Origin of the sequence: Dictyoglomus thermophilum H-6-12 (genome assembly GCF_000020965.1) — a bacterium.
GTDB lineage: Bacteria > Dictyoglomota > Dictyoglomia > Dictyoglomales > Dictyoglomaceae > Dictyoglomus > Dictyoglomus thermophilum.
Genome location: NC_011297.1, coordinates 1397418 through 1423805, shown reverse-complemented (window position 1 = coordinate 1423805; position 26388 = coordinate 1397418). Strand labels below are relative to the sequence as shown.

General features: G+C 33.7%; 24 protein-coding genes. 19 read left to right on the top strand and 5 right to left on the bottom strand.

All coding sequences use genetic code 11. The features are described 5' to 3' along the window. Positions 1–13: 13 nt before the first annotated feature. The 9 genes from DICTH_RS07150 to DICTH_RS07110 all read left to right on the top strand — a co-directional run bounded on the left by DICTH_RS07150 (position 14) and on the right by DICTH_RS07110 (position 11665). Positions 14–913, top strand: coding sequence for a carbohydrate ABC transporter permease (locus tag DICTH_RS07150; protein ID WP_012548688.1), 900 nt, complete (start codon positions 14–16; stop codon positions 911–913). Positions 914–936: 23 nt separating this feature from the next. After that, positions 937–1785 (top strand): carbohydrate ABC transporter permease, encoded by an 849-nt coding sequence (locus DICTH_RS07145; protein ID WP_012547083.1) that lies wholly within the window; start codon positions 937–939, stop codon positions 1783–1785. A gap of 5 nt (positions 1786–1790) precedes the next feature. Further along, positions 1791–3857 (top strand): YIP1 family protein, encoded by a 2067-nt coding sequence (locus DICTH_RS07140; RefSeq protein ID WP_012547683.1) that lies wholly within the window; start codon positions 1791–1793, stop codon positions 3855–3857. A gap of 13 nt (positions 3858–3870) precedes the next feature. Next, a complete protein-coding gene (locus tag DICTH_RS07135; protein WP_012547545.1) occupies positions 3871–6063 on the top strand; it encodes a DUF5696 domain-containing protein in 2193 nt (730 codons plus the stop codon). A gap of 16 nt (positions 6064–6079) precedes the next feature. Continuing rightward, positions 6080–6997, top strand: a complete 918-nt coding sequence (locus DICTH_RS07130) for a carbohydrate ABC transporter permease (protein ID WP_012548393.1) — start codon at positions 6080–6082, stop codon at positions 6995–6997. A gap of 14 nt (positions 6998–7011) precedes the next feature. After that, a complete protein-coding gene (locus DICTH_RS07125) occupies positions 7012–7974 on the top strand; it encodes a carbohydrate ABC transporter permease (protein WP_012548392.1) in 963 nt (320 codons plus the stop codon). A 25-nt stretch (positions 7975–7999) separates the two neighbouring features. Then, the gene (locus tag DICTH_RS07120; protein ID WP_012547830.1) at positions 8000–8581 is read left to right on the top strand and encodes a hypothetical protein; all 582 of its coding nucleotides are present in this window, start codon (positions 8000–8002) and stop codon (positions 8579–8581) included. Beyond that, complete coding sequence (locus DICTH_RS07115; protein ID WP_236608258.1) at positions 8568–10229, top strand: cellulase family glycosylhydrolase; 1662 nt, start codon at positions 8568–8570, stop codon at positions 10227–10229. Before DICTH_RS07120 ends, DICTH_RS07115 begins: the two co-directional genes overlap by 14 nt. Positions 10230–10336: 107 nt before the next feature. Further along, complete coding sequence (locus DICTH_RS07110; RefSeq protein WP_012547854.1) at positions 10337–11665, top strand: extracellular solute-binding protein; 1329 nt, start codon at positions 10337–10339, stop codon at positions 11663–11665. Between the two features lie 37 nt (positions 11666–11702). Here DICTH_RS07110 and DICTH_RS07105 read toward each other — a convergent pair whose 3' ends face one another. Then, positions 11703–13055: an FGGY-family carbohydrate kinase gene (locus tag DICTH_RS07105; RefSeq protein ID WP_012547447.1), complete on the bottom strand. Its 1353-nt coding sequence runs from the start codon at positions 13053–13055 to the stop codon at positions 11703–11705. Here DICTH_RS07105 and DICTH_RS07100 point away from each other — a divergent pair. From DICTH_RS07100 to DICTH_RS09845, 3 genes are all read left to right on the top strand, one after another. Continuing rightward, positions 13038–13622: a nucleoside-triphosphatase gene (locus DICTH_RS07100; RefSeq protein ID WP_316246436.1), complete on the top strand. Its 585-nt coding sequence runs from the start codon at positions 13038–13040 to the stop codon at positions 13620–13622. The two genes, DICTH_RS07105 and DICTH_RS07100, sit on opposite strands and share 18 nt — an antisense overlap. A 61-nt stretch (positions 13623–13683) precedes the next feature. Beyond that, positions 13684–16068, top strand: a complete 2385-nt coding sequence (locus DICTH_RS07095) for a heavy metal translocating P-type ATPase (RefSeq protein ID WP_012547220.1) — start codon at positions 13684–13686, stop codon at positions 16066–16068. Positions 16069–16083: 15 nt separating this feature from the next. Then, entirely contained in the window at positions 16084–16230 is a 147-nt protein-coding gene (locus tag DICTH_RS09845) for a YHS domain-containing protein (protein WP_081428034.1), read from the top strand. A 46-nt stretch (positions 16231–16276) separates the two neighbouring features. On the opposite strand, the gene DICTH_RS07090 is transcribed toward DICTH_RS09845, so the two are convergent. Continuing rightward, positions 16277–17047 carry an alpha/beta hydrolase family protein gene (locus DICTH_RS07090; RefSeq protein ID WP_012548346.1) on the bottom strand — a complete coding sequence of 257 codons (771 nt, stop codon included), beginning with the start codon at positions 17045–17047 and terminating at the stop codon, positions 16277–16279. A gap of 52 nt (positions 17048–17099) precedes the next feature. On the opposite strand from DICTH_RS07090, the gene trmB reads away from it, so the two are divergent. From trmB to pyrF, 7 genes are all read left to right on the top strand, one after another. Further along, the gene (trmB, locus tag DICTH_RS07085; RefSeq protein ID WP_012547439.1) at positions 17100–18137 is read left to right on the top strand and encodes a tRNA (guanosine(46)-N7)-methyltransferase TrmB; all 1038 of its coding nucleotides are present in this window, start codon (positions 17100–17102) and stop codon (positions 18135–18137) included. Positions 18138–18301: 164 nt separating this feature from the next. After that, on the top strand, positions 18302–18853 hold the full coding sequence (gene pyrR, locus DICTH_RS07080; protein ID WP_012548078.1) for a bifunctional pyr operon transcriptional regulator/uracil phosphoribosyltransferase PyrR: 552 nt from the start codon (positions 18302–18304) through the stop codon (positions 18851–18853). Positions 18854–18855: 2 nt separating this feature from the next. Continuing rightward, positions 18856–19791, top strand: coding sequence for an aspartate carbamoyltransferase catalytic subunit (locus DICTH_RS07075; protein WP_012547696.1), 936 nt, complete (start codon positions 18856–18858; stop codon positions 19789–19791). Further along, complete coding sequence (locus tag DICTH_RS07070; protein WP_012548254.1) at positions 19775–21073, top strand: dihydroorotase; 1299 nt, start codon at positions 19775–19777, stop codon at positions 21071–21073. Before DICTH_RS07075 ends, DICTH_RS07070 begins: the two co-directional genes overlap by 17 nt. Beyond that, positions 21067–21825, top strand: coding sequence for an iron-sulfur cluster-binding protein (locus tag DICTH_RS07065; RefSeq protein ID WP_012546897.1), 759 nt, complete (start codon positions 21067–21069; stop codon positions 21823–21825). Before DICTH_RS07070 ends, DICTH_RS07065 begins: the two co-directional genes overlap by 7 nt. After that, positions 21818–22738 carry a dihydroorotate dehydrogenase gene (locus DICTH_RS07060; protein ID WP_012547957.1) on the top strand — a complete coding sequence of 307 codons (921 nt, stop codon included), beginning with the start codon at positions 21818–21820 and terminating at the stop codon, positions 22736–22738. Before DICTH_RS07065 ends, DICTH_RS07060 begins: the two co-directional genes overlap by 8 nt. Further along, on the top strand, positions 22738–23472 hold the full coding sequence (pyrF, locus tag DICTH_RS07055; protein ID WP_012547010.1) for an orotidine-5'-phosphate decarboxylase: 735 nt from the start codon (positions 22738–22740) through the stop codon (positions 23470–23472). The genes DICTH_RS07060 and pyrF overlap by 1 nt, the downstream gene beginning before the upstream one ends. 187 nt (positions 23473–23659) lie before the next feature. Here the strand turns inward: pyrF and feoB are convergent, their stop codons facing one another. The 3 genes from feoB to DICTH_RS07040 are packed head-to-tail and all read right to left on the bottom strand — an operon-like array spanning position 23660 to position 26296. After that, on the bottom strand, positions 23660–25639 hold the full coding sequence (feoB, locus tag DICTH_RS07050) for a ferrous iron transport protein B (RefSeq protein WP_012548142.1): 1980 nt from the start codon (positions 25637–25639) through the stop codon (positions 23660–23662). Next, positions 25626–25865 (bottom strand): FeoA family protein, encoded by a 240-nt coding sequence (locus tag DICTH_RS07045; protein ID WP_012547334.1) that lies wholly within the window; start codon positions 25863–25865, stop codon positions 25626–25628. Before DICTH_RS07045 ends, feoB begins: the two co-directional genes overlap by 14 nt. Continuing rightward, complete coding sequence (locus DICTH_RS07040) at positions 25862–26296, bottom strand: Fur family transcriptional regulator (protein ID WP_236608257.1); 435 nt, start codon at positions 26294–26296, stop codon at positions 25862–25864. Before DICTH_RS07040 ends, DICTH_RS07045 begins: the two co-directional genes overlap by 4 nt. Positions 26297–26388: the final 92 nt, after the last annotated feature.

Here is a 26388-nt window from a genome sequence, read left to right as displayed (position 1 = left end):
GGGAAGGTATAAAATGAAGGAGAAAATTAGAAATCTATGGAAAGAGGTAAAAAAGAATAAAGAATCTTACTTTTTGCTTTTACCATATTTTATCTTGTTTTTTACTTTTGTTGTCATTCCTGTAATAGTAGGAATTATTTTGAGTTTTACAAATTACAATATTATCCAAGCACCAAGATTTGTTGGTTGGAATAACTACAAAAGATTATTCTTAGAGGACGATGTATTTCTTATTGCCCTTCAGAATACTTTTAAGTTTGCCCTTATAACGGGACCTTTAAGTTATTTTGCATGTCTCTTTTTTGCATGGTTGATAAATGAACTTCCACCTAAGATTAGATCTGTTTTAACTCTTTTGTATTATGCTCCTGCTCTATCTTCTGCGATATTTTTTATCTGGACATACATCTTTTCAGGAGATGTTTATGGACTTTTAAACGGATTTTTGATGAATCTGGGGATAATAAAAGAACCAATTTATTGGCTTCAAGATTCTAGAATTAATTTATATGTTTTGATGGTAGTACAATTGTGGATGAGTCTTGGCACAAGCTTTCTTGCTTTTATAGCTGGGTTTCAGACCATAGATAGGTCTTTATATGAGGCTGCTGCTGTAGATGGCATAAGAAATAGATGGCAAGAACTTTGGTATATTACTCTTCCTTCCATGAAACCTCAGCTTATTTTTGGAGCTATAATGCAAGTTACTTCATCTTTTGCAGTGGCAGATATTTCAGCACAACTTATAGGTTTTCCAAGTCCTCTTTATTCTGCTCATACTATCGTGCTTCACATGTGGGATTATGGAAGTATAAGGTATGAAATGGGATATGCTTCTGCTATCGCTGTAATTTTGTTCCTAATTACGGTAGGTATTAACCAAGGAGTCAGAAGAATAATAAGACCTGACTGATATGAGGAGGTTTTGTTTGTAATATGAAGAGAATAAACAGATCTATTTGGGGGAATATTATTGTAATAATTGTGTTAACAATAGTAGCAATATTTATGGCTTTACCCCTAGTTTATTCTATTATGAATGCTTTCAAGCCTCTTGACGAACTTTTCTTATTTCCTCCAAGGCTTTTTGTGAGGAGACCAACTCTTAAGAATTTTACTGACTTATTTTATTTAATGAGTAATTCCTTTGTTCCTTTTTCCAGGTATCTTTTTAATAGTATATTCATTAGTCTTGTAAGTACCTTTGGACATGTGATGATAGCATCTATGGCAGCATATCCCTTAGCCAAACATAGATTTCCAGGTAGTAGGTTCTTATTTAACTTAGTTGTCTTTTCTTTGATGTTTTCGGGATATGTAACTAACATACCGAGATTTATAATTATGGCTAAGCTAAGGCTTTTAGATACTTATTTTTCTCTAATTCTGCCTTATATAGGTGCAACTTTAGGATTATTTTTGATGAAGCAATTTATGGAACAGATTCCTGATTCGTATATAGAGTCTGCAAGGATAGATGGTGCTAATGAGTTTAAGATATGGTGGTATGTAGTTATGCCAAATGTAAAGCCTGCTTGGCTTACTCTTATTCTTTTTGCCTTTAGAGATACTTGGAATGATACTTATACTCCTGCCTTGTATTTACATAATGAAGCCATGAAGCCATTTTCTTTAGCGTTGACTTATATACAACAGGGAGGATTTGTGAGGGCTGGTGCTGCGGCAGCTGCTGCAATTCTTATGATGCTTCCTTCATTAATAATTTTTATTTTGACCCAAAGCAATGTGGTGGAGACTATGAAGTCTGCTGGTATTAAGGAGTAAAGAGTATGAGAAGGGCAAGGATAATTGCAAAACTTCTATTTATATTGTTTTTGATAAATATTGCTTTTGCGGGAATTCCCTATTACACATATATCTATAATGAAAGAAGGAGGCCTGTACCTTCTCTTCCAGGATTTGAGCCCGAGCTTATAATTTCAGGTGAAACTATAAAGCCTAATCTATCCTTCTCAGCCCCTGAAGATCTTTTTATAGATAAAAGTAATGGCGATATTTATGTAGCAGATACTGGTAATAACAGAATTGTAGTGATAGGTAAAGATTATAAATTGAAAGAGATTATTGATGGCTTTATAAATAATGGAGAGAAGGATCTTTTTAAAGCTCCAACAGGGCTTTTTGTTACCCGTGATGGGAGGCTATATATTGCTGACTCTAAAAATTCTAGAATCGTAGTTTTGAATAAGGACAGAAGTCTTTATATGATCATAGGAAAGCCTGTTGGAGATGTGATAAAGGTTAATTTTGAATATATTCCAAAGAAGGTTGCGGTAGATAATTTGGGAAGAGTATATGTGGTAGCTGAAAATGTTGTAGAAGGTTTAATTCAGTTTAGTCCAAAGGGAAATTTTGAGAGATTTTTTGGTAGTAATAGGGTTGAGGTAAATCCTATAGAACTTTTCTGGAGAAGGGTTCTTACGAGAAAACAAAGATCTCAATTGATGCTTTTTATACCCATTGAATATAGGAATGTGACTGTGGATAAAGATGGGTTTATTTATGGATGTGTAAGAGCTTGGTATGACCAGATTAAAAGGTTAAATGCTCTTGGAGATAACATAATAAAGCAGGAAGGTCGCACTGGCAATATGTATGGGGATCTTTATTTTGGTTTTACGGTGAGAGGGGAGATTGCAGATATCGCTGTAGATGATTCAGAAAACCTTTATGTTCTTGATGGTAGAGTAGGAAGGTTCTTTGTATATAACAATCTTGGAGATTTTCTATTTGTGTCAGGGGATATAGGGAATCAAAAGGGAACTTTTCAATTTCCTACAGCGATAGATCTTTATGATGGGAAAGTGTTTGTCCTTGATGAGAATAAGGGTACTATAACTGTGTTTAAACCTACTTATTTTGGAAGTCTTGTTCTTAAAGCAAATTCCTTTTATGTAGACGGATATTATGGAAAGGCAGCAGAAGTTTGGAAAGATGTTGTAAAAATGGATACTAATTATGATCTTGCTTATATAGGGCTTGGAAAAAACTTCTTGCATGAGGAAAAATATAAGGAAGCTATGGTGAATTTCAGACTTGGCTTTTATCCTGAAGGATATTCTAAGGCTCTTAGGGGTTTCAGAATAGAATACATGAGAAGAAATTTTTCTAAGATAATGAACCTATTCATATTATTTTTATTAATCATTTACTTGGTAAAGAGATTTTTAGGAGGAAAAATAGCCTTTTATTATAGGAGTTATGCTCAAAAGCATCCATTGTTTGATACCGTAATGTTTGTTTTTTATGTGATACTGCATCCTTTTGATGGATTTTATGAACTTAAGAGAAGAAAAGAATCTTTTAAGGCATCATTGATCCTCCTGATTTTTATCATCCTTGCATTTATTATCAGAAGAATTATGACTGCCTTTCATTTTAATCCCTATAGGCCGGAGGAGTTGAACATACTTCTTGAAGTAGGGAGAGTTTTGCTTCCTATTCTTGCTTGGGTGACTATAAACTGGGCAGTTACCACCATAATGGATGGAAAGGCAAAAATGAGGGAAATATTTATAATGACAGTTTATAGTCTATTTCCATTGGTGCTTATTTATCTACCTCAAACTTTGTTAAGTCATGTATTTACTTTGGAGGAAGCTGCTTTTTATTACTTTTTCGATACTATCGGAAGTATATGGGTTTTATGGATACTTTTTGCGGGTATGATGGAACTTCAGGAATACTCTTTGAGTAAGGTTTTTGGAACTTCCCTTATAACTATCGCAGGTATAATTTTTGCTATGTTTATAGGAATGGTGTTCTTTGCAACTTTTCAGCAGTTTGTGAGGTTTATCTACATGGTGTACTTAGAAATTAAGTATATGATTGGTTAAAAGAGGTGGAAAGATGCGTATAAAATTGCTGATTTTGATTTCTATCGTAGTTTTAGTTATTCCTCTCTATGGGCAAAACGGGGAATATAAAGTTATAGCAGAAAATAATAAATTCGTTATGTTGTTTAACGAAAAAACAGCAGAAGTGGCCATTAAAGATAAGGCTACAGGAAAAATATTTAACCAGTTCCCAAAAGATTGGGAAGGAGATTTTTCAATGGGCATAACAAAATTCACTATTCCTTCCCACTTAGTTCTTGAAATGGCTGATGATGAAGCAAGAGTCTCTCTTTACAATACCTATGCCCTTGGAGTTATGAGAGGGAATTTTAAGTATAAAAATATTAGGGATGGTATTAGGATAGATTATGAATTTTCTACCCAAGGTGTTAGCATTTCTATTGAATTTATACTGACTGAAACAGGCTTTAAGGTAAGAGTACCTATTGATTCTATAAAAGAAGAAGGAGATCTTAAAATAAACAGAATATGGATTCTTCCGTACTTTATCTATGGAAGTAAAAAAGACAATGGATATCTTATAGTGCCTGACGGATCTGGAGCTCTTGTAAGATTTGATCATAAGGCTGGTAATGAAAGGGGTTTTGAACTTCCTGTATATGGTTATGATTTTGGTATGCCTCTTTACGATATGCCTCCTAAAACTGAAGGAATTAGGCTTCCCATATTTGGTGTTAAAAGAAATGATCTTGGGATCTTGGGGATAATAGAATCAGGAGATTTTGACTCAAATATAGCTTGTTATATGGCGGGTAATTCTACCTCATATTTCAGGATTTATCCTGTTTTTGAGTATAGGAGGATTCATAAATTTTTACTTTATGAAAGAGAGGCCTCTACAGGACAGGCTGGAGAAGTTGTAGATGTTCTGGTTAATAAGTTTTCTCCATATACGATTAAAAAGGATATAGTAATAAACTATCTATTATTTACAGGAAAAGATGTTGATTACTCATCTATGATCAGATCTTATAGAGATTACCTTGTAAAGAATGGTTATCTTTATAAAAAAGCTACTAAAGTTTCCGAAGTGCCTTTTAATCTTGTAATTATCAACAGCATAAATATAAGAACTACGAAAGCAGGTGTTCCTGTAGTAGATTTGTTTCCTCTTACTACCTTTGATGAAACTATCAAAATACTTGATGAGTTTAGAAGTAGAGGAATTAAAAATATAAACCTAATACTTAAAGGTTATCAGTCTGGTGGATATATGAATAAGATAACGAATGGGATAAGGTTAGAATCTAAAATTGGTGGAAATGGGGGATTTAGAAAATTAATTGAATATTGTAACAGTAATAATATTAACTTAATTTTAACTGCTGAAGTTATAGAGGTACATAACGCAGGTAATGGCTTTTCTCCATCTCGTGATGCTAATAGATATCTAAACAATGGACTTGCTTTTATGTATAAATGGGATCCTGTCATAAAAAAGAAGAACAGAGATTATGATCCTTGGTTTACAGTATTACCCGAAAGGGTTCCTGTATACCTTAATAATTTTTTGAGAGATCTGGAGAGGTTTAATCTTAGAAATGTCTTAATAGAGAAAATGGGAGATTATATATCATCTCAGAATAAAAGATCTAAACTTCTTTCAAGAGAAGAAGTTGCATCTTTGTGGAAAGAAAGTTTAAGTAATCATATAAATAAGTTTAATTTTATCTTTAGCTCAGGTAATTTTTATGTTTTACCCTATAGTTCGCTAATTTTGGAGGCTCCTCTTGATTCAAGCAACTTTGCTATCGAGTCAGAAAGTGTGCCTATCCTTCAGATTTTACTTCATGGATATGTTCCATATAGTGGAAGACCGGGAAATTTGAGGGAAAGTCAGAGAATGGAGTTTCTAAAAATGGTAGAGTATGGAGCTTTACCTTATTATGCATTGATTTTTAAAGATTCTTCATATTTTAAGAAAAGTATCTTCAATGAAATGGTTAGTTCTAATTATAAGGATTGGATTGATCAAGCGGTAAAAGAATACAACTTGTTAAGAGATTTATACATAAATATTTATGATGTGCCTATAAGGACTCATACAAAGATAAGTAATGGAGTATACAAGGTACAGTATGAGAATGACACAGAAGTAGTTGTTAACTACACCTCCAAACCGTTTAAGTATAAAGGAAAGATAATAAAGGGAGAAGATTTTGTTTTCTTTTTAGGAAAGAATTAGGGAGGCATTGAGAGTTATGAAAAATAGAAAAAGACTGAAGACTTTATCTCAAAGGCAGGCAAGAGTTGGAAGGCTGTTTGTGTATCCTTGGCTTTTAGGGTTTTTAATATTTTTTGCTTGGCCTTTTATTCAATCTATTATTTTTGCTTTTAGTCAATTAGATGTCTCCCCTGAAGGGTATAATTTGATCTTTGTAGGTTTTAGAAATTTTATAAAGGCTCTTAGGGAGGATCCCAATTTTATTAGATATTTAACCACCGAAGTAGGAAACATGCTTGTTAATATCCCTTTAATAATAATGTTTTCTCTTTTTGTAGCTATTCTTTTAAACCAAAAATTCAGAGGGAGAACTTTAGTGAGGGCCATATTCTTTTTGCCTGTAGTAGTAATGTCTGGTGCTTTACTTTATGTGCTTGAGAGTAATTCTATAGAACAGTTCGCAATGGGGGCTCAAGCTGGAATGGCTCTTTCTAACTCTCCTTTCTTAAGGGGCATAGATTTTAGGCTTTTCTTGATAAGAATAACGGGAAACATACCTTTCTTAATGCCAATAATCAATGCCATTGATCGAATATATGAAATTATATGGAAATCAGGAGTACAGATTTTAATATTTCTTGCTGGTTTGCAGTCTATTCCTTCTTCTTTTTACGAAGTGGCTCGTGTGGAAGGAGCCACAACATGGGAAACCTTTTGGAAGGTTACTTTGCCAATGATCTCGCCGATTGTTTTAGTTAACGTGATTTATACTGTGATTGATTCCTTTACTGATTATAGTAATGATGTTCTTAGGTATATTCTTGAGGTTGCATTTAAGCAACTAAACCATGGTTATAGTGCCGCAATAGCTTGGCTTTACTTTATTATCATTGGTTTAGTTCTTTTGTTGCTTATGTGGGTAATTTCAAAGCGGGTTTTCTATATGAATGAATAAGGGAGGCAGTTTTAATGATTAAATACAAGAATTATACAAAAGAAGATATAATTTTAATATTTAAAAATAAGATATACCAATGGTTTATTACTCTTGTTAAAATAATTCTCTTTATTGGACTTTCTTATGTACTTTTGAGACCTGTACTATTTATGCTAAGTACTGCTATAAAGAGTAGAGAAGATCTTATTGATCCTACAGTTGTGTGGATACCTAAACATCCGACTATTGAAAATTTCAAAAAGGCTTTTGTTTCTCTCAATTATTTTAATGCTTTTAAAAATAGCTTAATTGTTTCTATAATTCCTGCAATATTTAATGTTATTTCTTGCTCTATGATTGGATATGGACTTGCAAGGTTTAAGTTTAAAGAAAGAGAGTTCATTTTTGCATTAATATTATTTACTTTAATAGTTCCACCCCAAGTTTTGCTAATTCCTCTTTATGTTTTTTATCAAAAATTTGATATTTTAGGAATATTTAAGCTTATAAGAGGAGAGCCTTTTAATCTTTTAAATACTTACTATCCTATTATTCTTCCAACCATATTAGGGGGTGGTCTGAGGAGTGGACTTTTTATCTACATATTCAGGCAGTTCTTTAGAGGTATGTCTAAGGAATTAGAGGAGGCAGCTTATGTAGATGGCGCTTCACCATTTCAAACTTATTTAAGAATTTTTATTCCTAACTCTGTTCCTGCCATAGTAACAGTTTTCTTATTCTCTTTAGTATGGCATTGGAATGATGTTTTTGAACCATCGGTATTTATTGGAGATTTTGATAAATATACTTTATCTCTTAATTTAGCAAATATCAGGGCTATAATAACTGGGGGAACGCAGATTTTTGATCCCTTATTAATACTTCCTCCTCAATATGCTGGTGCTATTCTTGTTATTTTACCAATGTTGATCTTTTATATTTTCACGCAAAGATTCTTTGTAGAAAGTGTAGAGAGGACAGGAATTGTTGGATAAAAATTTTTCTTTAGGAGGTGTCTTTATGAAAAAGGTAATCTTAATGGGTTTGATTTTATTCCTCTTTTTGGGTATTTCTTTTTCTCAAAGTGTAAAGGAAATTTTGATTTATGATGGGGAATCGGAGAATACTAATCTTTCAGCCTTAGGGTATTGGGTTGCTCCAGAGGGCTGTAAAGTAGAAGAGGTAGAAGGTGTAGCTTATTCTGGTAAGAAGTGTTTGAAAATAAATTTTGTATGGAATAGTTGGTGGGCTGGAATGGGTATAAATTTTGCTAAGTGGAATTTTAATGCTAAGGATAAGATTTTAGACCTTTCTAATTATAAGGCTCTGGAGTTCTATATAAGGGCTGAGAAGGCTGGTGATTACAATCTTTTGGTAACCATTGTTGAGGCTCCAGCTCAAAAGGATGGTAAAGAATTTTATTCTGAAAAGTATACCATAACTGGTGGTGTACCTACTCAATGGACAAAGATTTCTGTTCCTCTAAAATCCTTTGTTACTGTAGATAAGAAAAGAATTTGGGGTATGAGTATTGAGGTGACAGGAGTACCCGAAGGAAATACAACCCTCTATGTAGATGAGGTTAAGTTTGTCAAAGATTGAGGTGGATGAGATGAGAGAAATTTTTATATTATCTCTTTTAATTTTTCTCGGTCTTATATCGGGAAAAATATATGCTACTTCTTATAAGGGGAATTTTAATTATGTAGATCCCTATAAAGCGGTTGAGGATATGGATCCAGGCTGGAATCTTGGTAATGCGTTAGATGCTATACCTGATGAAACATCTTGGGGGAATCCAAAAACTGAAGAGTATGTTTTTGAGGATATAAAGAGAATGGGATTTAGGAGTGTAAGGATTCCTGTTACTTGGGTTGATCACATGGGACCTGCACCAGATTATAAAGTTGATAAAGAATGGATGGATAGAGTAGAAGAGGTAGTTAATATGGCTCTAAAAAAAGACTTATATGTGATAATCAATGTGCATCATGACTCTTGGAGATGGTTAAGCAAAGAAATGAAGTTGGATAAAGAAGGAACTATAAATAAGCTTGAAAAATTATGGCTTCAGATAGCAGATAGATTTAAGGATTATTCAGAGAAATTGATTTTTGAAATCATTAATGAACCTACATATGAAGGATTTTCGGAGCAAGAGGCAGGTGCTCTGCAGAATGAGGTAAATGAGAGGATTTTGAGGGTTATAAGAAATTCTGGAGGATATAATGACAGAAGACTTGTGGTTGTTCCTCCATTATGGACCGACACTTATAAGGCAGAAAAGTATTTTGTACCTCCAAAAGACCCTAACATAATAATAGGTGTGCATTATTATTCTCCTTGGGACTTTACTGCTAATTGGTGGGGAAGAAAGAGTTGGGGAACTGATAGAGATAAAGAGCAGATGGACAAGGACATAAGGATTGTAAGAGAAAAATTTCCTTCCTATGCCTTTATTATTGGAGAGTATGGGCTATTTAATGGAAATAAGCCAGCCGAATGGTACTATTTTGATAATCTTATTAGGGTTGCTAAGAAGTATAAGATGGCTACATTTTACTGGGATAATGGAGAAAATTATGATCGTCGAAACAGAGTTTGGCGAGATGAACAGGCTATAAAGATTATTATTAATGCTTCCTATGGTAAAAGGAATGCCTTCTTAAATCCAGGAGTTTTGTATATCAAAGAGAATAAGGTGAAGGATGAGAGTGTAGAGATAGAGTTAAACGGTAACTCTTTTGTAGGAATATACTTGAATGGAAAGGGTTTAATCCAGGGTAAAGATTATGTACAAGAATCTCCAAACAGGTTAATACTTAAGAAGGAATTCTTAAAGAATATTTTAACTCCTCAAAGTTATGGGGTAGTGGCCAGATTAAACTTTAAGTTTACAGAAAGTGTGGATTACCCATTGGATATAGTGCAGTATAAAGATCCTGTACTTCTTGATAAACCCTTTAACATCATAAGTGGAGTTCCTACGGACTTAAAATTTATTATAGCTTTTAATGGGGCTAGACTTTGTGCAATTAAAGTCTTTGATGCAAAAACAGGAAGACCTATAAGGGATTCTTGGACACCATATCTAAGAGGATGGGATGATTTTTCCGTCATTGATTCTCAGGTGGTAATAAAGAAGCATGTATTTGAGAATCTCTCAAAATATCAGAATATAGATAGTCTCAAAATAATTTTTGAATTTCTTTCGGGAGAGATTATTGAGACCACTCTTAAGGTGATTTGAAATGCCTTATAAGGTTTATAAAGAAAGGGGGGATAAGGAAATTTACATTCCAGAAAGAAGGAGAGAAAGTCTGATTCTAAATAATTTTTTAGAGGGGAGGGCTCTAAATGAATAAAAGAAAGGTTTTTGTTCTGTTTTTCTTAATGTTTTTTGCTTTCTTAACTTTTGTCCCTGGATTTGGGCAGAGGGTATATCAGTATAAGGTTGGAAACTATGTATTAAATATTGATACTCAAAAGTATAGAGGTAAAACAATTTACGTTTGGCAACATTGGCCCGAGGAAGAAAAAAGTAATATTCCTGGTGTGAGATCACCAAAACAAGCAAGGGAAGAGTTTGAAAAGATTACAGGAGCAAAAGTTAAGATAGTTTATGTGACTTGGGAAACCAAAGTCGAGAAACAAACGGCAGCAATACTTTCTGGTTCTGGTTGTGATATTGTTTACATTGATAGTAGACAAAAACCTACTTGGATGATGAAGAAGATGCTTCTTCCATTAGATAGATATATTGATTTTAAGAATAAAGATCTCTATAATGTTGTAGGTTTTAGAAAACCTATTCTTGATTACTTTACTTGGAGAGGGCAGATTTATGCAGTAACAAACATTTACAATGATAATGTATTTCCCTACATACTTTATTACAATAAAGAGAAATTTGAGATGGCAGGACTTCCTGATCCTCTTGAGTTATATAAGCAAGGGAAGTGGACCTGGGAGACCTTTTTCAACTTAGGCAAGCAACTTACACAAGATACCAATGGTGATGGAAAGATAGACCAATATGCTTATGCAAGTTGGAGGACATATGCTCCATTCTTATGGACCAACGATGTTATGCCTATAAAATATATTGGTGGAAGACCAGTGTTTAATCTTGATAATCCTAAGGCCTATAAAGCATTTCAGGCTGTGTATGAGATGGACGCAAAATATAAGATGAGACCTGCTGACTGGTGGACAGATCCTCAAGGAAGATTTCAAAAGGGTATTACCTGTATGGATTATTGGGGACCTTGGGATATTTCTACTATGAGAAATGCCCTTGGTAAAAAATTAGGTATGGTTCCATTCCCTAAGGGGCCAGATACTAATAAGAAGAGTGCCGATGAAGGTGATGATTCTGCTTGGGCTATAGCTTCTTCCTCTAAGGATCCAGAACTTGCTGCCCTATATCTTTTATGGATGTTGATGCCAACAGATAAGGAGAAAGAGCTTATTGTTAAGGACCAGATTGAGAGGGTAGGTGGCAAAGAAGTTTATGATATTTTAATAGATGCGTCAACAAGGACTGTTATAAATCCTGCTGCTGGAATTCCAGGATTTACTGAATTGATGGATCAGATTGATGTGGCAAATCCTGCAAAATCTATAAAGGCATTAAGACCTAAGTTTGAGGCGGCTATAAATGCTGTTTTAGAAGGACTAAAGTAATTAAAAATTAGTTAAGCCTTCATAGGCCTGCTGGAGGTTATAGTCCCAGCAGGCCTTTTATTTTTTTATACTCTAAGTAAGCTTTTTCAAATTGCTCAGTGTTATTTTGGGGGTAAATGATTAGAAAATTTTTCTCCTTGAAACTTTCTATTGTTTTGTTTAATGCTTTTGCAATCAAAAAAGCCAAACCTTTTGAGGTTAACTCTCTTTCCTCTGATATGTTAAGTGGCATGTCTAAGATGTTAGCTTTTAATTGTAAAAGAGACTTATACTTTGTCATTCCTCCCGAAATTATAATTTTCTCAAACTCAAAATTTTCCTTTAAGCTTTCAACGATACTCTTAGTCTCGTAGAATACTCCTTCCCATATAGATTGTTCTATATCTCTTAGAGATGTATTTATATCTAATCCATACAAAAATGCTTTTACAATTTCTGAGTCTTTATTTTCCTTTCCCATCAAATAGGGAAAGAAAAGAATTCCTGAGGTTTTTGTTGGGTTGATCTTAAGTTCAAATCCCAATTTTTCTTTTATCCATTTAACTATTCCTCCAGAATAGGGTATGCCTGCTATTACGTAATACAGCCCCTCTCCAATACAACCTACGGAATAGCCTAATCTTCTTATATATTCTGTGAGCATCGGTTTACTTGTATGTATTAATAAGGCTTCTGCAGTTCCCCAAGAATCATAAAGACCTTTAGAAAGATCAAGGGTTATGCTACCTATAGGATGATCATGGCCACCTAATACGTATGCATACTCTTTTTCCTCTATAATACTCCCTGCTGGTCTGATTTCAGGCAGTTTTTCCATAGGTATCTCACATAAATTTAGAATCTCCTCCGCCCATTCTTTATTTCTTATATCAAAAAGTAGCATTCTGCTTGCAAGGGAGAAATCTGTTACAGCTCTTCCAGTGAAGTGATAGTTTATAAAATCTACAGCATTTAGCCATTTATAGGAATCTTTCCATAAATTTTTATGATGCTTTTTGATCCATAAAATTTTTGCCAGTGAATATTTAGGATTGATTTTTAATCCTGTAATCTCAAAGATTTTTTCTTTTCCTATTTTTTGAAGGATTATTAGTTCTTCTTCTCCTCTATTATCAAGCCAAGTGTAAATTGGAGTTAAAGGATTACCATTTTTGTCGATGAGTAATCCTGACTCTGCCATTCCTCCTACAGATATTCCTAATATTTCGTTTCTGTATTTTCTTTCAAAATTTTCAATGATCTCTTTTATTATTTCTATTAATTTTAAAGGATTTATAGTCTTATCTTTTTCCATAGGAGTATGAATGGACCTTTTGGCTATAATTTGTCCATCACTACTCCATAGGACAAACTTTATGTTAGTTGTTCCGAGATCAATAGTAATATACATAGTTGTTTTTATGATATAATACAAAAATTTAAAGATTCAATGGAGAATCAAATAAAAATGAAAATATTTATTACAGGACAGCCAGGAGTAGGAAAAACTACTTTGCTCAGAAGAGTATATAACTTTTGTAGAGATAAAGGGATACTCGTTTGTGGTTTTATTACTGAGGAAGTAAGAGATGGTAGGTTTAGAGTTGGTTTTGAGCTCGTAATTTTAGGAGATAATCAGAGATTGAATTTTGCTTCTATCTACAAAGAAACACCTCATAAGTTTGGTAAGTATTTTCTTGATATAAACTCTCTGGAGAGTGCTGTGGATAAAATCTTCTGTTTGGATTCAGATTTATATATAATTGATGAGATTGGCAAGATGGAATTTTATTCTGATAAGTTTCGAGAGAAAATTCACGAAGTTATGAAAAATGACAGATTTAAAATTATTGCCTCTTTACATAGAGATTTTGTGCAAGAATTTAAAAAGTATGGAAAGGTTTACTATTTGACTCAGGAAAATAGAGATGTGGTTTTTGAAGAGATAAAGCAAGAAATTTTAATGTTGAAAAGATAATTTTTTGTTAGAAATTTATACTAAAATAGTATAAAATAAAAAAGAAAGGAGGTAATTGAAAGTGGAAAAAATTGAGCTACCTATTTTGGGAATGAGTTGTGCTGGTTGTGCTTTAAGAATTGAGAATACATTAAAAGAAATTGATGGAATAGAAGATGTGAGTGTAAATTTCTCTTTAGAGAGGGCTGAACTAATTTTAGATAAAAAAATTAGCTTAAAATATGTAAAAGAGAAGATCGAAGAAATAGGGTATGGAATAGTAACCTCGAAAGTTAATTTTCCTGTTTTAGGAATGACTTGTATAAATTGTGCAAAGAGAATAGAACAAGAGTTGTCTAAAGTTTTAGGAGTGGTAGATGTAAATGTTGATTTTGCTCAGGAAAAGTTGTTTTTAGAGTATGTGCCTACTTTGGTTAGCGTTAAAGACATTAAGAGGGTGATAGATAATCTTGGTTATGAACTTTTATTAGAGAACAAAGAGATTGAAGATGTAGTTAAAGAAGCAAGAGAAAAAGAATTAAAGGACATTAAGAGGAGGTTTCTAATAAGTTTAATCTTGGCTATTCCAGTGTTTTTAGGAAGTATGTTTTTTAAATTTAATCCTGTTTTTTTATTCCTTTTAACAACTCCAATTCAATTTTATGGGGGTTATCCTTTTTATAAAAGTGCTTATTCTGCAATTAAGCACAGATTTTTTGATATGAATACTTTAGTTTCCTTAGGTACTACTTCCTCCTATATTTATAGTGTGCTAAGTACTTTCTTTCCTTCAGTCTTTAGTGGTACTAATGTGAGACCTGAAGTTTACTATGATAGTTCTGCAATAATTATAACTTTTGTTCTTTTAGGTAGGTTTTTAGAAAAGAAGGCTAAAAGTAAAACCTCGCAGGCTATCAATAAGTTACTTTCACTAAAACCTGAGACAGCTTTTGTTAAAAGAGGAGATGATTTTGTTGAGATTCCAGTAGAAGAGATTTTTAAAGGGGACATAATTTTGATAAAACCCTCTGTAAGAATTCCGGTAGATGGAGAAATAATAGATGGCATTTCCTACATTGATGAGTCTATGTTAACAGGAGAAAGTTTGCCCAAAGAGAAAAGAGTGGGTGATAAAGTTTATGAAGGCACTATAAACATGAGTGGTGTGATAAAAATAAGAGCCGAGAAAGTGGGACAGGAAACTTTACTTTCCAGAATAATAAGAAAGGTAGAGGAGGCTCAGAACACAAAATCTTCAGTTCAAAGGCTTGTGGATAGGATAGCCAACGTTTTTGTCCCAATTGTTTTGGCAATTGCTTTTTTAACTTCTGTAGTTTGGTATATTTGGGGACCTTCACCATCATATAAATATGCTTTATTCTCTTTTGTATCAGTTCTTGTTATTGCTTGTCCTTGTGCCTTAGGGTTAGCAACTCCAACTGCTTTAGTTGTGGGCATAGGTAAAGGAAGTGAGATGGGAATATTGATAAATGGAGCAGAGGTGCTTGAGAAGGTGGAAAAGATAGATACTGTTATTTTTGATAAAACAGGGACTTTAACTTATGGAAAATTAAAGGTTAAGGATGTTTTAAGTCTTAAGGAATATGATAAAGAAAAGTTGCTAAAGATTGCAGGATCCCTTGAGAGGTTCTCAGAGCATCCCATTGCAAAGTCGATACTTGAAGAATTAAAAATTCAAGATCTTTTAGATTTTTATGAGGTGAGAAATTTAAGAGAACAGCCAGGATATGGAATTGAAGGCTACATTGGTGAAGATAAGTATTTTATTGGAAGAATTGAGGATTATTTAAGAGAAGATTATAAGAATTTTAATTTAGACTTTGCTATCTCAAATTTGGTGGGTATTTATAAAAATGGTGAACTTGTAGGAATCATTGTATTACAAGATCAGCTTAGAGAAGATGCAAAGTTTGTTGTTGAGAGGTTGATGGATAAAGGCTATAAAGTGGGAATGTTAACAGGGGATAAGAAAGAAGTTGCTGAGGAAGTTTCAAAAAATTTGGGTCTTTCTTTTTATATTTCTGAGGTTTTGCCTGAGGAAAAAGCCGAGAAGATTTTAGAATTACAAAAAGAAGGTAAAAAAGTAGCTATGATTGGTGATGGAATTAATGATGCCGTTGCGCTTGCTCAAGCAGATCTTGGAATTGCCATGGGCAATGGTACTGATATTGCCATTGAATCGGGTGATATTGTTCTCGTGAATAGCGATTTAAAAGGGGTTTTAAGAGCATTAGAACTTTCTGAGAAAATTTTTAAAACTATTAAATGGAATTTGTTCTGGGCTTTTATCTACAATGTCATTGGTATTCCTATAGCAAGTGGACTACTTTATCCTTTCTTTGGAATTTTGTTAAATCCTATGTTTGCGGGTATGGCAATGGCTTTTAGTTCTGTTTTTGTGGTAACCAACTCATTGAGATTGGGAAGATTCAAGACATCAGTTTAAGAGGAGGTGATTAAAGTGGCAAAGGATCCTGTATGTGGGATGGAAGTAGATGAAATTAAATCTCCTTTTGTTTCGGAATATAAAGGTAAAAAGTACTATTTTTGTAGTAAGGCGTGCAAAATTGAATTTGACAAAAACCCAGAAAAGTATTTAAAAGAATGAAAATCCAGAAGCGGGAAAGCAAAAAACTTTCCCGCTTTTTATAGCTTTATAATGTTTCTTTAAACCAATTTACAGTCTTCTCAATTACTTTTTCTTCCCATTCAATAGAATTGAAAGTATGATCTGCTCCTTCTATGATTTCAAGTTTTACTTTATGGGTATCCTTTAAACCGTTGAAATAGTCATATGCGTGTTGGATGGGTACTACCATATCTCCGCTTCCATGGATTATAAGGACAGGTATACTTCTTTTCTTAATCTCCTCAAGAGGTTTTATATTTACTATTTCGCTTAAAAATTTCTTTCCTACAGGATTTCCTCCGAGGTCAATAAAATCTCCATAATCTTTAATTCTCGACACTTCTTCGGGAGATCTATTGAAGAAGATATCAAAATGACATACTGCAGACCAAAGTACGCAAGATTTAATTAGAGGATTTCTTCCTGATGTTATACTTGCCACTGCGCCTCCCATAGAAAGCCCAAGAATTCCTATTTTTTCTTTATCAACTAAATTATTTTGTGATAAATATTCAATGGCTACCATGGCATCTGAGACCTCTCCTTCTACTGTCATATCTTTAAATGAACCTTCGCTATCTCCAGATCCTCTAAAATCTATGCGTAGAGCTCCTATTCCTTCTTTAGCTAATGCTTCTGCGGTTTTTACGAATATTCTATGAGGTTCAATTTTTGTTCCTGTAAAACCATGGCAAAAAAGTACAAAAGGAGCAGGAGTTTTTTCAGGTATGTGTATTACACCAAAGATTTTTTGCCCCTGATTTTTTAATACTACTGGTTCTCTATTTTCAGTCATAAAAACACCTCCATTTTAAATCTATACAAGATATTATAAAATAGATTTTCAAATGGATGATTTGATAATTTCGAATAATAAGGCAAATTATTTCTTAGATTTAAGGGACATCTTTCAAAATGAGAATCCCATCTTTCTTGAGATAGGGATGGGAAATGGTGAATTTATTGTCCATATGGCTAAGGAGAATCCAAATGCTAATTTTATAGGGATAGATGTCTCTAAGGAGATATTTAGAAAAGCTTTAAGTAGAGTAAAAAAATCAGGGCTTAAAAACATCAGAATTATGAGGATTGAAGGAAGTGAATTTCTTTGTAAATTTGTAAGATCTAAAACTCTTTCTGGAGTATATATTAATTTCCCTGATCCATGGTCTAAAAAATCTCGCAAAGAGAGAAGATTGGTAAATGAGCCCTTTATTTATTTAATCTCCGATAGACTGAAAGAGGGTGGTGTTTTTATCTTTGTGTCTGATGATGAGGATTATGCTATGACTGTATGGGAACTTTTGAAAAAATTTACCAATTTTTCCCCCATGTGGGATGATGGTTTAAGGACAGACTTTCCTGAGTATTATAAAACTAAGTATGCAAGAAAATGGCTTTCTTTAGGGCTTACAATTTACTATATTGGATTCAGAAAGGAAAGGGATGTAGATCTTCCAGAACATGTGAAGAAGTATTATCCTCTCTTAAATTTATCAAAGGAGGATCTTTTTATGCCTTTAATTGAATTTAAAATTAAAAAGACTCTCAATAATGAATTTATTAAAGAGGTATTATCTATTTTACCGAGAGATGTGATTTATAGAGATGAAAATACTTTGATTAAAATTTTGGATGTTTATCATAACGAAAGAAGTATACTTGTAGATGTTTTATGTGTGGAAGGATATTACCAACAAAGGTTTTTTGTTGATATAAATGACATAAAAAAAGATATTTTAAAAATAGCTATTCATGACTCTGATGATCCTGATCCAACTCTTGGAGTTCATAGAGCATTGGCAATTTTGGCCTCCATTTTGAAGGAAAATTTTCCTGAATTAGAACTGGTCCAAAATACTACAAAGGTTAAAAATTTGACATAAGCCTTTTATACATTTATAATACTATGGTTCCTTTAATTTAGCCCAGTGAGGCTAAAAAGGAGGAAAATTGAGTAAAAATAATATTTTTAAACAGAATAAAACGGGTATGTCCACAAAAAGTGGATATACCCGTTTTTTTTATGCCTAAGAAGGGAGGAAAATTTATGTATTTTCAAGAGAAAGCCAAAATAATGGATAAAGAAGCAATAAAAAGGGCTCTAAGAAGAATTGCTCATGAGATAGTAGAGAGAAATAAAGGCATTGGAAATGTGGTTCTTATTGGAATAAGAAGAAGAGGAGTTCCTCTTGCTCAAAGACTTCAAAAGATTTTGAAAGAAATTGAGGGTGTAGAAGTACCTGTGGGAAGTCTGGATATTACTCTTTATAGAGATGATCTTAATCTTCGTCTTGATCAACCTCAAGTAGGAAAAACCGATATAAATTTTTCTATTGAGAATAAAGATGTAGTCCTGGTAGATGATGTGCTTTATACGGGAAGGACTGTAAGATCTGCTCTTGATGCCCTGATGGATATAGGGAGGCCTAAAACAGTTCAACTTGCTGTTTTAATTGATAGAGGACATAGAGAACTTCCTATAAGGGCAGATTATGTAGGAAAAAATGTTCCCACTTCTCGTAAGGAACAGATCGAGGTAAGACTTGAAGAAATAGATGGGGTAGATGAGGTAGTTATTGGAGAGTGGAAGGAGGATTAATTATGTGGAAAAAGAAAGATCTTATAGGTATAGAGGAGCTTTCAAAGGAAGAGATTGAATTAATAGTTGAGACCGCTGTTAATATGAAAGACATTTTAAAAAGGCCAATTAAAAAGGTACCTACCTTAAGAGGAAGGACTATTTGTACTCTTTTTTATGAGCCGAGCACAAGGACTAGATCGTCTTTTGAGCTTGCTGCAAAGTATTTAAGTGCAGATACCATAAGTATTGCTACTTCTACAAGTAGTGTACAAAAGGGAGAAACTCTTCTTGATACTGTTAAGACATTAGAAGCTATGGGAATTGATTTGTTTATTATTAGGCACAGTGCGTCGGGGGTTCCTTCCTTTATTGCAAAGAATGTAAGGGCTGGGGTTATTAATGCAGGAGATGGGATGCATGAACATCCTACTCAAGCTCTTTTGGATGTTTTTTCAGTGTATGAGAAAAAGGGAAGGCTTGATGGTTTAAAAATAGCTATAATTGGAGATATATTCCATAGTAGGGTGGCAAGATCAAATATTTATGCTTGGAATAAATTAGGAAGTGAAGTAATAGTTTGTGGTCCTCCCACCTTAATACCTCCCTATATAGAGTCCCTTAATGTTAAAGTTACCTATAACTTAGATGAAGCTATTGAAGATGCTGATGTAATTTACGTATTAAGGCTTCAATTAGAGAGGCAGAAAAAAGGACTATTTCCTACTTTGCGGGAGTACCATATGCTTTATGGTGTTAACTCGGAAAGAATAGAAAAAGCCAAAAAAGATGTCCTTGTGATGCACCCTGGTCCAATGAATAGAGGAGTGGAGATATCTTCTGAAGTGGCTGATAGTCTTATTTCGGTTATAAATGAACAGGTTACAAATGGGGTTGCTGTTAGAATGGCTCTTCTTTACCTTATGTTGGGAGGGAAAGGCGATGAAGATACTGTTTAAAAATGTGACTCTTATTTATCCCGAGAAGGATATGGAAGAGACTGGAGATCTTTATGTGGAGAATGGGGTAATTAAAAAGATTGGAAAGAATTTAGATATTAATGGAGATGTGGAGATTATAGAGGGACAAAATAAAGTTTTGGCTCCAACTCTTGTGGATATGCATGTACATCTTAGAGAACCTGGATATGAATGGAAGGAAGATATAGAGTCTGGATGCAAAGCAGCTGTGGCTGGAGGTTTTACTGCTGTTTGCTGTATGCCTAATACTAACCCACCTATTGATAATAAAGAGATAGTAAGATTCATTTATGAAAAATCAGATATCATTGGACTTTCGAGAGTTTATCCCATAGGCACTATTACAAAAGGTAGAGAAGGGAAAGAGATATCTGAAATGGGAGATATGTATATGGCAGGAGCTAAAGCATTTTCCGATGATGGAAATTGTGTGATGAATAGTGAGGTTTTAAGATATGCTCTTGAGTATTCAAAAATATTTGATGTTCCGATTATTGAACATGCAGAGGACATAAATCTTACATTAGATGGAAATGTAAACTTTGGGAAAATATCTACATTACTTGGTTTTAAAGGGATGCCATGGGTGGCTGAGGCAAGTATAGTAGCAAGGGATGTTTTTCTTTCAGCTCTCACAGGAGGAAAACTACATGTTGCTCATATTTCCTGTTGGCAGAGTTTAGATATGATAAGGTGGGGAAAGGAACATGGTGTAAATGTAACTTGTGAGGTAACCCCTCATCATTTGGTACTCACCGAAGATGCTGTAAAAGAACTGGATTATGATCCAAATACTAAAATGAATCCTCCTTTGAGAACTAAAGAAGATCAAGAAGCTTTATGGGAAGGTATAAAAAATGATCTCATAGATGTGATAGCTACTGATCATGCTCCCCATCATTTAGATGATAAAATGGTGGAGTATGGTCTTGCGGAATACGGGATATCAGGTTTGGAGACAGCTATTCCTTTGATCCTAACTTATGGTTATTATGAAAGAAAGATTCCTCTTCATAAGATTTTCAAAAAAATGAGTTATAACCCCTGTAAAATCTTGAATCTACCTTATATTCCTCTTGAAGAAAATGTTCCTGCCAATTTTACTGTTATAGATCTTTCTCTTGAAAAGGAAGTTGATAAGGAGAAATTCTTTTCAAAAGGTAAAAACACTCCTTTTCATGGTTGGAAATTGAAAGGCTGGCCTATTATGACTTTTGTTGAGGGACGTTTAGTTTATAGAGAAGGGAAGATTTTATGGTAAAGGATATTACAGGAAAAGTGATTTTGAATAATAACGTGGGAAATAATATTTTTCTTCTATGTTTGGAGGCAGAGGAAGTAGAAGAAGTTTATCCAGGGCAATTTGCCATGCTAAGTGTTGGAGATGAGTATGATCCATTTTTGAGAAGACCTATGAGTATTTTTAAAAGAGATAAAAATAGATACTACTTTTTATATCAAGTAGTAGGTAGGGGTACGCATCTTTTAAGTAAGAAAAGAAATAAAGAAGAGATAAAAGTCTTGTTACCTTTAGGAAATTCATTCCCTAATCTTAATAAAAAAGAGAATGTTCTTGTTGTTGGAGGAGGAGTTGGAATAGCTCCTTTGAATTTTCTTGTAGATTATTATAAAGATCAAGTTAATTTCTATACTTTTATTGGTTTTTCCTCTTTTGTTTCTGAAGAAGTTTACTTAGACCTTAAGAAATATAGTAGAGAATTTGTTATATCTTCCGAAGATGGCTCTATAGGATATAAAGGAAAAATTTTGGACTTTATTCCTAAAGATCTGAATACTTTTGACAAGATAATATCTTGTGGCCCTTCTCAAATGTTGAAACTTTTGGTGAAGAGAGTAGAGGATAAAGATAGAGTTTATCTTTCTTTAGAAGAGAGGATGGGATGTGGTTTTGGTATATGTCTTTCTTGTGCTATTAAGAGTAAAGATAAAGTATTGCATGTTTGTAAGGAGGGGCCTGTCTTTTGTGGAACGGAGGTAATTTGGGATGAATAATTTGGAGGTGAGAATTGGAAGTTTGATTTTTAAAAATCCTATTCTTCTTGCCTCGGGAACTTGTGGTAATGGGAGAGAAATAAATAAGTTCTATGATATTAATGGGTTAGGAGGATTTGTAACAAAAAGTATTACACTAAATCCAAGAGAGGGGAATCCTCCCCCACGAATTTGGGAAAGCTATGCGGGAATTTTAAACTCCATAGGGCTTGAAAACGTAGGATTACAAAAATTTCTTGAAGAGGAGATGCCCTTTCTCGAAAGGCTTAGTACTAATGTTATAGTGAGTATCGCTGGGGAGAAGAAAGAAGAGTACTATGAAATTGCTAGAAACTTAAGAGGGTGTAAAATCTCTGGGGTTGAACTTAATTTGTCTTGTCCTAATGTAGAGGGTGGAGGAATGCTCTTTGGAATTGATAAAGAGATGGTAAAAGAGATAACTAAAAAGGTTGTAAAAGAGATTGGTAAACCAGTATGGGTAAAATTAACTCCTCAAGCAAAGGATATAGTAGAGATTGTGAAGGCTGTAAAAGATGCAGGCGGAGAAGCTGTTGTGTTATTTAATACCTTTTTAGGCCTTGCCATCGATTGGAAGAAAAGAAAGCCAGTTTTTAAAAGGATTTTTGCAGGATACTCTGGCCCAGCCGTAAAACCTCTGGTTTTGAGGTATGTTTGGGAGGTGTATGAGGAGAACCTTCTTCCTATTGTTGGTTGTGGTGGGATTGTGAGTTTTAGCGATGTTCTGGAGTATATTTTTGCAGGTGCTTCGCTCGTTCAAATCGGATCTGCAAATTTTAGAGATCCATGGATTGGTGAAAGGCTGGTGAAAGAAGCATTCAAATACTTTGAAAAAGAAAGAGTTATGGATCTAATTGGAATTGCTCATAAAAATTATAAGGAGGTTGAGGAGTGATGAGGAAGTATGATCCTATCATAGTTGCACTGGATTTTCCTGAAGAGAGGAAGGCTTTAGAGGTTGCGGAGAAGATAATTCCATATGTAAAGAATTTTAAGGTGGGATTGGAGCTTTTTTCTGTAGCAGGTCCTCATATAGTAAAGGCTCTGAAAGAGATGGGTACAAACGTATTTATAGATTTGAAACTCTTTGATATACCCAATACTGTGGTAAGGACCCTTGATAGACTCCTGACTCTTGATCCTTTTATGGTTACTCTACATATTCTTGGTGGAGAAGAGATGCTCAGAGAATCAGTTAAACTTGTATCCCAATATAAAGAATCAAATAAAACTGAATATCCTTACCTTCTTGGAGTGACCGTCCTTACCAGTTTCAATGAAGAAACTTTGAGAAGAAGTTGGGGAATTTCTAGGTCGTTACCTGAGCAGGTACTTTTTCTTGCTCAACTTGCTCAGGAGACAGGTTTGGATGGTGTAATAGCCTCACCTTGGGAGATTGAACTTTTGAGAAATAATTTGAGAAGACCTATGTTAATTGTTACTCCTGGAATTAGACTTACTAAGGATAAAACCGATGATCAACAGAGAATTATGACTCCAAGAGAGGCATTAGAGAGAGGCTCCGATTATCTTGTGATAGGGCGTCCTATTACTCAGAGTTCTGATCCTTATGAGGTAATTCGAAATATAAGATCTCAGATTGAAGACATTGTTGAGAGCAGACTCTAATATAAGGGCAGTTTTTACACTTGTTGGGACTTAGTTTATTGATTTCTTTAATATAACCTAAGTCTTTAAGTTGAAGAAGGATTAAGTCCCATTCTTCATCGGAGAGGGACAGGTCCTTCTTCAATTTTTTTACATCTACGATATTATTTTTATTTTTCAAATATTCTATTACTTTTTCTATCATCTCTTAAACTACTCCTAAAATAGATAAAATTTGATAAAGGATAAAGGTAAAAATATACGCATAGGTTAGAGAGTAAATCATGGAGAAAATAGTCCATTTGAGAGATTTAGTTTCTTGATATATGGTTGCTACTGTAGCGGCGCATGGAATGTATAGAAGTTGAAAAACTACAAAGCTAAAGGCTGTTTTTGTAGTAATGATTTTAAGTAGGAGGGATCCAAGTTCATTACTGCTTACTCCATAAATAGCGCTTAAGGTAGAGAGGGCTGCTTCTTTTGCTACAAAGCCAGACAGTAGTCCTACAGTAAGCTCCCAGTTGAATCCCATCGGTTTCATAAATATAGAAAAGAATTTACCAATCTGAGCCAAGATAGAATTTTGGATATCTCCTGTAGGATAGTGAGACAAGATCCATATGATGCCAGAAAGTAAGGCCATTATGGTTCCTGCTCTTTCCAAAAAATGTTTTAGTTTATCCCAGAGATATAGTAGGACTAATTTGGGATTTGGGATTTTATATATAGGAAGTTCCATAAGTAGAGGATTAAAAGTGCTCTTTAAAACCCTTCTTCTTAGGATTTTTCCATTAATAAATATAGAGAAGAAGCTTATGAAATATAAGAAAATAAGTAAGAAAAATGCTTGTCTTGGAAAAAAGATGCTTAGGAAAAAGGATGCTACAAGAATTCTTGGCACACATGGTATGAAAGAATCAAGTATTATTAGTAGTATTCTATCTTTCTCATCTTCTAAGGTTCTTGTAGCCATAACTCCTGGCACATTACAGCCAAAACTTATTACTAGAGGAATTAAAGATTTTCCATGAAGCCCTAATTTATGCATCAGTCCATCGGATACAAAAGCTAAACGGGCTAAGTATCCTGAACCTTCCATAAGGGCAAGAAAAAAGAAGAAGATAGTAATTAAAGGAGTAAAGGATAAAATGGTAGCAACTCCCTGCCATACTCCCTCTATAAGTAATTCTCTCCACCAATTGGGTATAAAGAATAAGAGAGAAGAGAGTTTATCTCCAATAAGGCTTAAAAGTCCATCAACAGGCTCTGATAAAAGGTCGTTTAGAGTAAAGGAAAGATAGAAGATCAACGTAACAATTAATATGGCGAAAATACTACCCCAAAAGGGATGAGTAAGATATTCATCTAATTTTTCAGTCCAAGATATTGCTTGCTTTTCTGGCTTTTCTAAGACTCCTTCTAATACTTTTTTAATGAAGTTATATCTTGCAGTGGCAACTTTTATGGGATTATTTTCATTTTTCTCGAATATTTCTTTTATTTTTTCCCAATCTTCTTTTGATAGATTGTTTTTGCAAAGATCAATTATTATTGGATCATTCTCAAGAAGTTTTAGGGCTATCCATCTTTTAGGGTAACCTTCTAGGTTTTCGGGTAGTATTTCCTCAATTTTTTTGATATCCTCTTCTAAGTCTCCATAGTGTATCCCTATAGGGTTTAAATTGTCTTCCTCATATACTTCAATAACTTTATTTACAAGTTCATCAAGTCCTATACCTTTTGAAGCAATCGTTGGAATAATAGGAATTTTTAACCTCTCTTCTAATTTTTTTATATCTAACTTGTATTTTTTCATTTTTAAAATATCAATCATATTAAGACCTATAATGATATTAGGTGTAAGTTCTCTTAATTGTGATAAAAGATAAAGATTTCTTTCTAAACCTGAAGCATCAACGATAAGTATTACGATGTCAGGCTTTTCTTTTATAATAAATTCTCTTGATATGACTTCTTCTAAGCTATTTGCAGTTAAACTATATATGCCAGGGAGGTCAGTAATCTCTAATATATATTTATCTTTATTTACATATCCAATCTTCTTTTCTACGGTTTTTCCAGGCCAGTTTCCCGTATGTTGATTAAGTCCTGTCAACTGATTAAATACTGTACTCTTTCCTACATTTGGATTTCCTACAAGAGCAACTCGTATTTTAATTCTTTCCATTATCGCTCACCTCTACTAAGATGGTTTCAGCAAGTCCTTTCCCCAGGGCAAGGTTTGTGTCCTTAACCCTAATTATTACAGGACCAAATGATTTTTGAATTAAAACTATCTCCTCTCCAGGAGTTATTCCCATCTCTGCAAGTCTTAAGATTTTACCCCTTCCTCCGTGTATGCTGATTACTCTTCCCTTTTCTCCTTTATTCATTTCTATCAACTTTTTAATCACTTTTGATCCTCCTCTTTTTTCAGTTTTTCCTGACATTCGCTACATATTCCTAAAATGCTTATGTTGCCGGAGGTGATGATATATCCACTCTCATTTATAGGTAGCATCTTTAATATCTCGTTCCAATTGTCTAGTTCTTTCTCTTCTACTTTCCCGCAATAAATACATTGAATATGAAAGTGAGGCTTTAAGTTACATTCGTAATGAATATGTCTTTCTTCAAAGGTAATAGCTCTCAAATATCCAAGCCTTTCAAGGAGTTTACAAGTTCTATAAACCGATGTAAAAGATATGTTTTTATTCTGTCTTTTTAGACTCTCATAAATCTCGTTTATAGAGAAATGTCCTGAGGGATTGTTTTCGAAAAATTCAAGGACCATAAGCCTTGGCTTACTTAATCTTATTCCTTTTTCTTTTAAATTTTTTTTCATATTCATGGCCTTTTACCTGCAAAAATTTTTCAATTAGGATTCTAGTTTTAAAAATATCATATTTGCAAAATTTTTTCAACTATATTTTTATT

Bases quoted from the DNA above. Each gene is read 5' to 3' on its own strand.
- DICTH_RS07150 (WP_012548688.1), top strand. From the start codon at position 14: ATGAAGGAGAAAATTAGAAATCTATGGAAAGAGGTAAAAAAGAATAAA.
- DICTH_RS07145 (WP_012547083.1), top strand. From the start codon at position 937: ATGAAGAGAATAAACAGATCTATTTGGGGGAATATTATTGTAATAATT.
- DICTH_RS07140 (WP_012547683.1), top strand. From the start codon at position 1,791: ATGAGAAGGGCAAGGATAATTGCAAAACTTCTATTTATATTGTTTTTG.
- DICTH_RS07135 (WP_012547545.1), top strand. From the start codon at position 3,871: ATGCGTATAAAATTGCTGATTTTGATTTCTATCGTAGTTTTAGTTATT.
- DICTH_RS07130 (WP_012548393.1), top strand. From the start codon at position 6,080: ATGAAAAATAGAAAAAGACTGAAGACTTTATCTCAAAGGCAGGCAAGA.
- DICTH_RS07125 (WP_012548392.1), top strand. From the start codon at position 7,012: ATGATTAAATACAAGAATTATACAAAAGAAGATATAATTTTAATATTT.
- DICTH_RS07120 (WP_012547830.1), top strand. From the start codon at position 8,000: ATGAAAAAGGTAATCTTAATGGGTTTGATTTTATTCCTCTTTTTGGGT.
- DICTH_RS07110 (WP_012547854.1), top strand. From the start codon at position 10,337: ATGAATAAAAGAAAGGTTTTTGTTCTGTTTTTCTTAATGTTTTTTGCT.
- DICTH_RS07105 (WP_012547447.1), bottom strand. From the start codon at position 13,055: ATGTATATTACTATTGATCTCGGAACAACTAACATAAAGTTTGTCCTA.
- DICTH_RS07090 (WP_012548346.1), bottom strand. From the start codon at position 17,047: ATGACTGAAAATAGAGAACCAGTAGTATTAAAAAATCAGGGGCAAAAA.
- trmB (WP_012547439.1), top strand. From the start codon at position 17,100: ATGGATGATTTGATAATTTCGAATAATAAGGCAAATTATTTCTTAGAT.
- pyrR (WP_012548078.1), top strand. From the start codon at position 18,302: ATGTATTTTCAAGAGAAAGCCAAAATAATGGATAAAGAAGCAATAAAA.
- DICTH_RS07075 (WP_012547696.1), top strand. From the start codon at position 18,856: ATGTGGAAAAAGAAAGATCTTATAGGTATAGAGGAGCTTTCAAAGGAA.
- DICTH_RS07070 (WP_012548254.1), top strand. From the start codon at position 19,775: ATGAAGATACTGTTTAAAAATGTGACTCTTATTTATCCCGAGAAGGAT.
- DICTH_RS07065 (WP_012546897.1), top strand. From the start codon at position 21,067: ATGGTAAAGGATATTACAGGAAAAGTGATTTTGAATAATAACGTGGGA.
- DICTH_RS07060 (WP_012547957.1), top strand. From the start codon at position 21,818: ATGAATAATTTGGAGGTGAGAATTGGAAGTTTGATTTTTAAAAATCCT.
- pyrF (WP_012547010.1), top strand. From the start codon at position 22,738: ATGAGGAAGTATGATCCTATCATAGTTGCACTGGATTTTCCTGAAGAG.
- feoB (WP_012548142.1), bottom strand. From the start codon at position 25,639: ATGGAAAGAATTAAAATACGAGTTGCTCTTGTAGGAAATCCAAATGTA.
- DICTH_RS07040 (WP_236608257.1), bottom strand. From the start codon at position 26,296: ATGAAAAAAAATTTAAAAGAAAAAGGAATAAGATTAAGTAAGCCAAGG.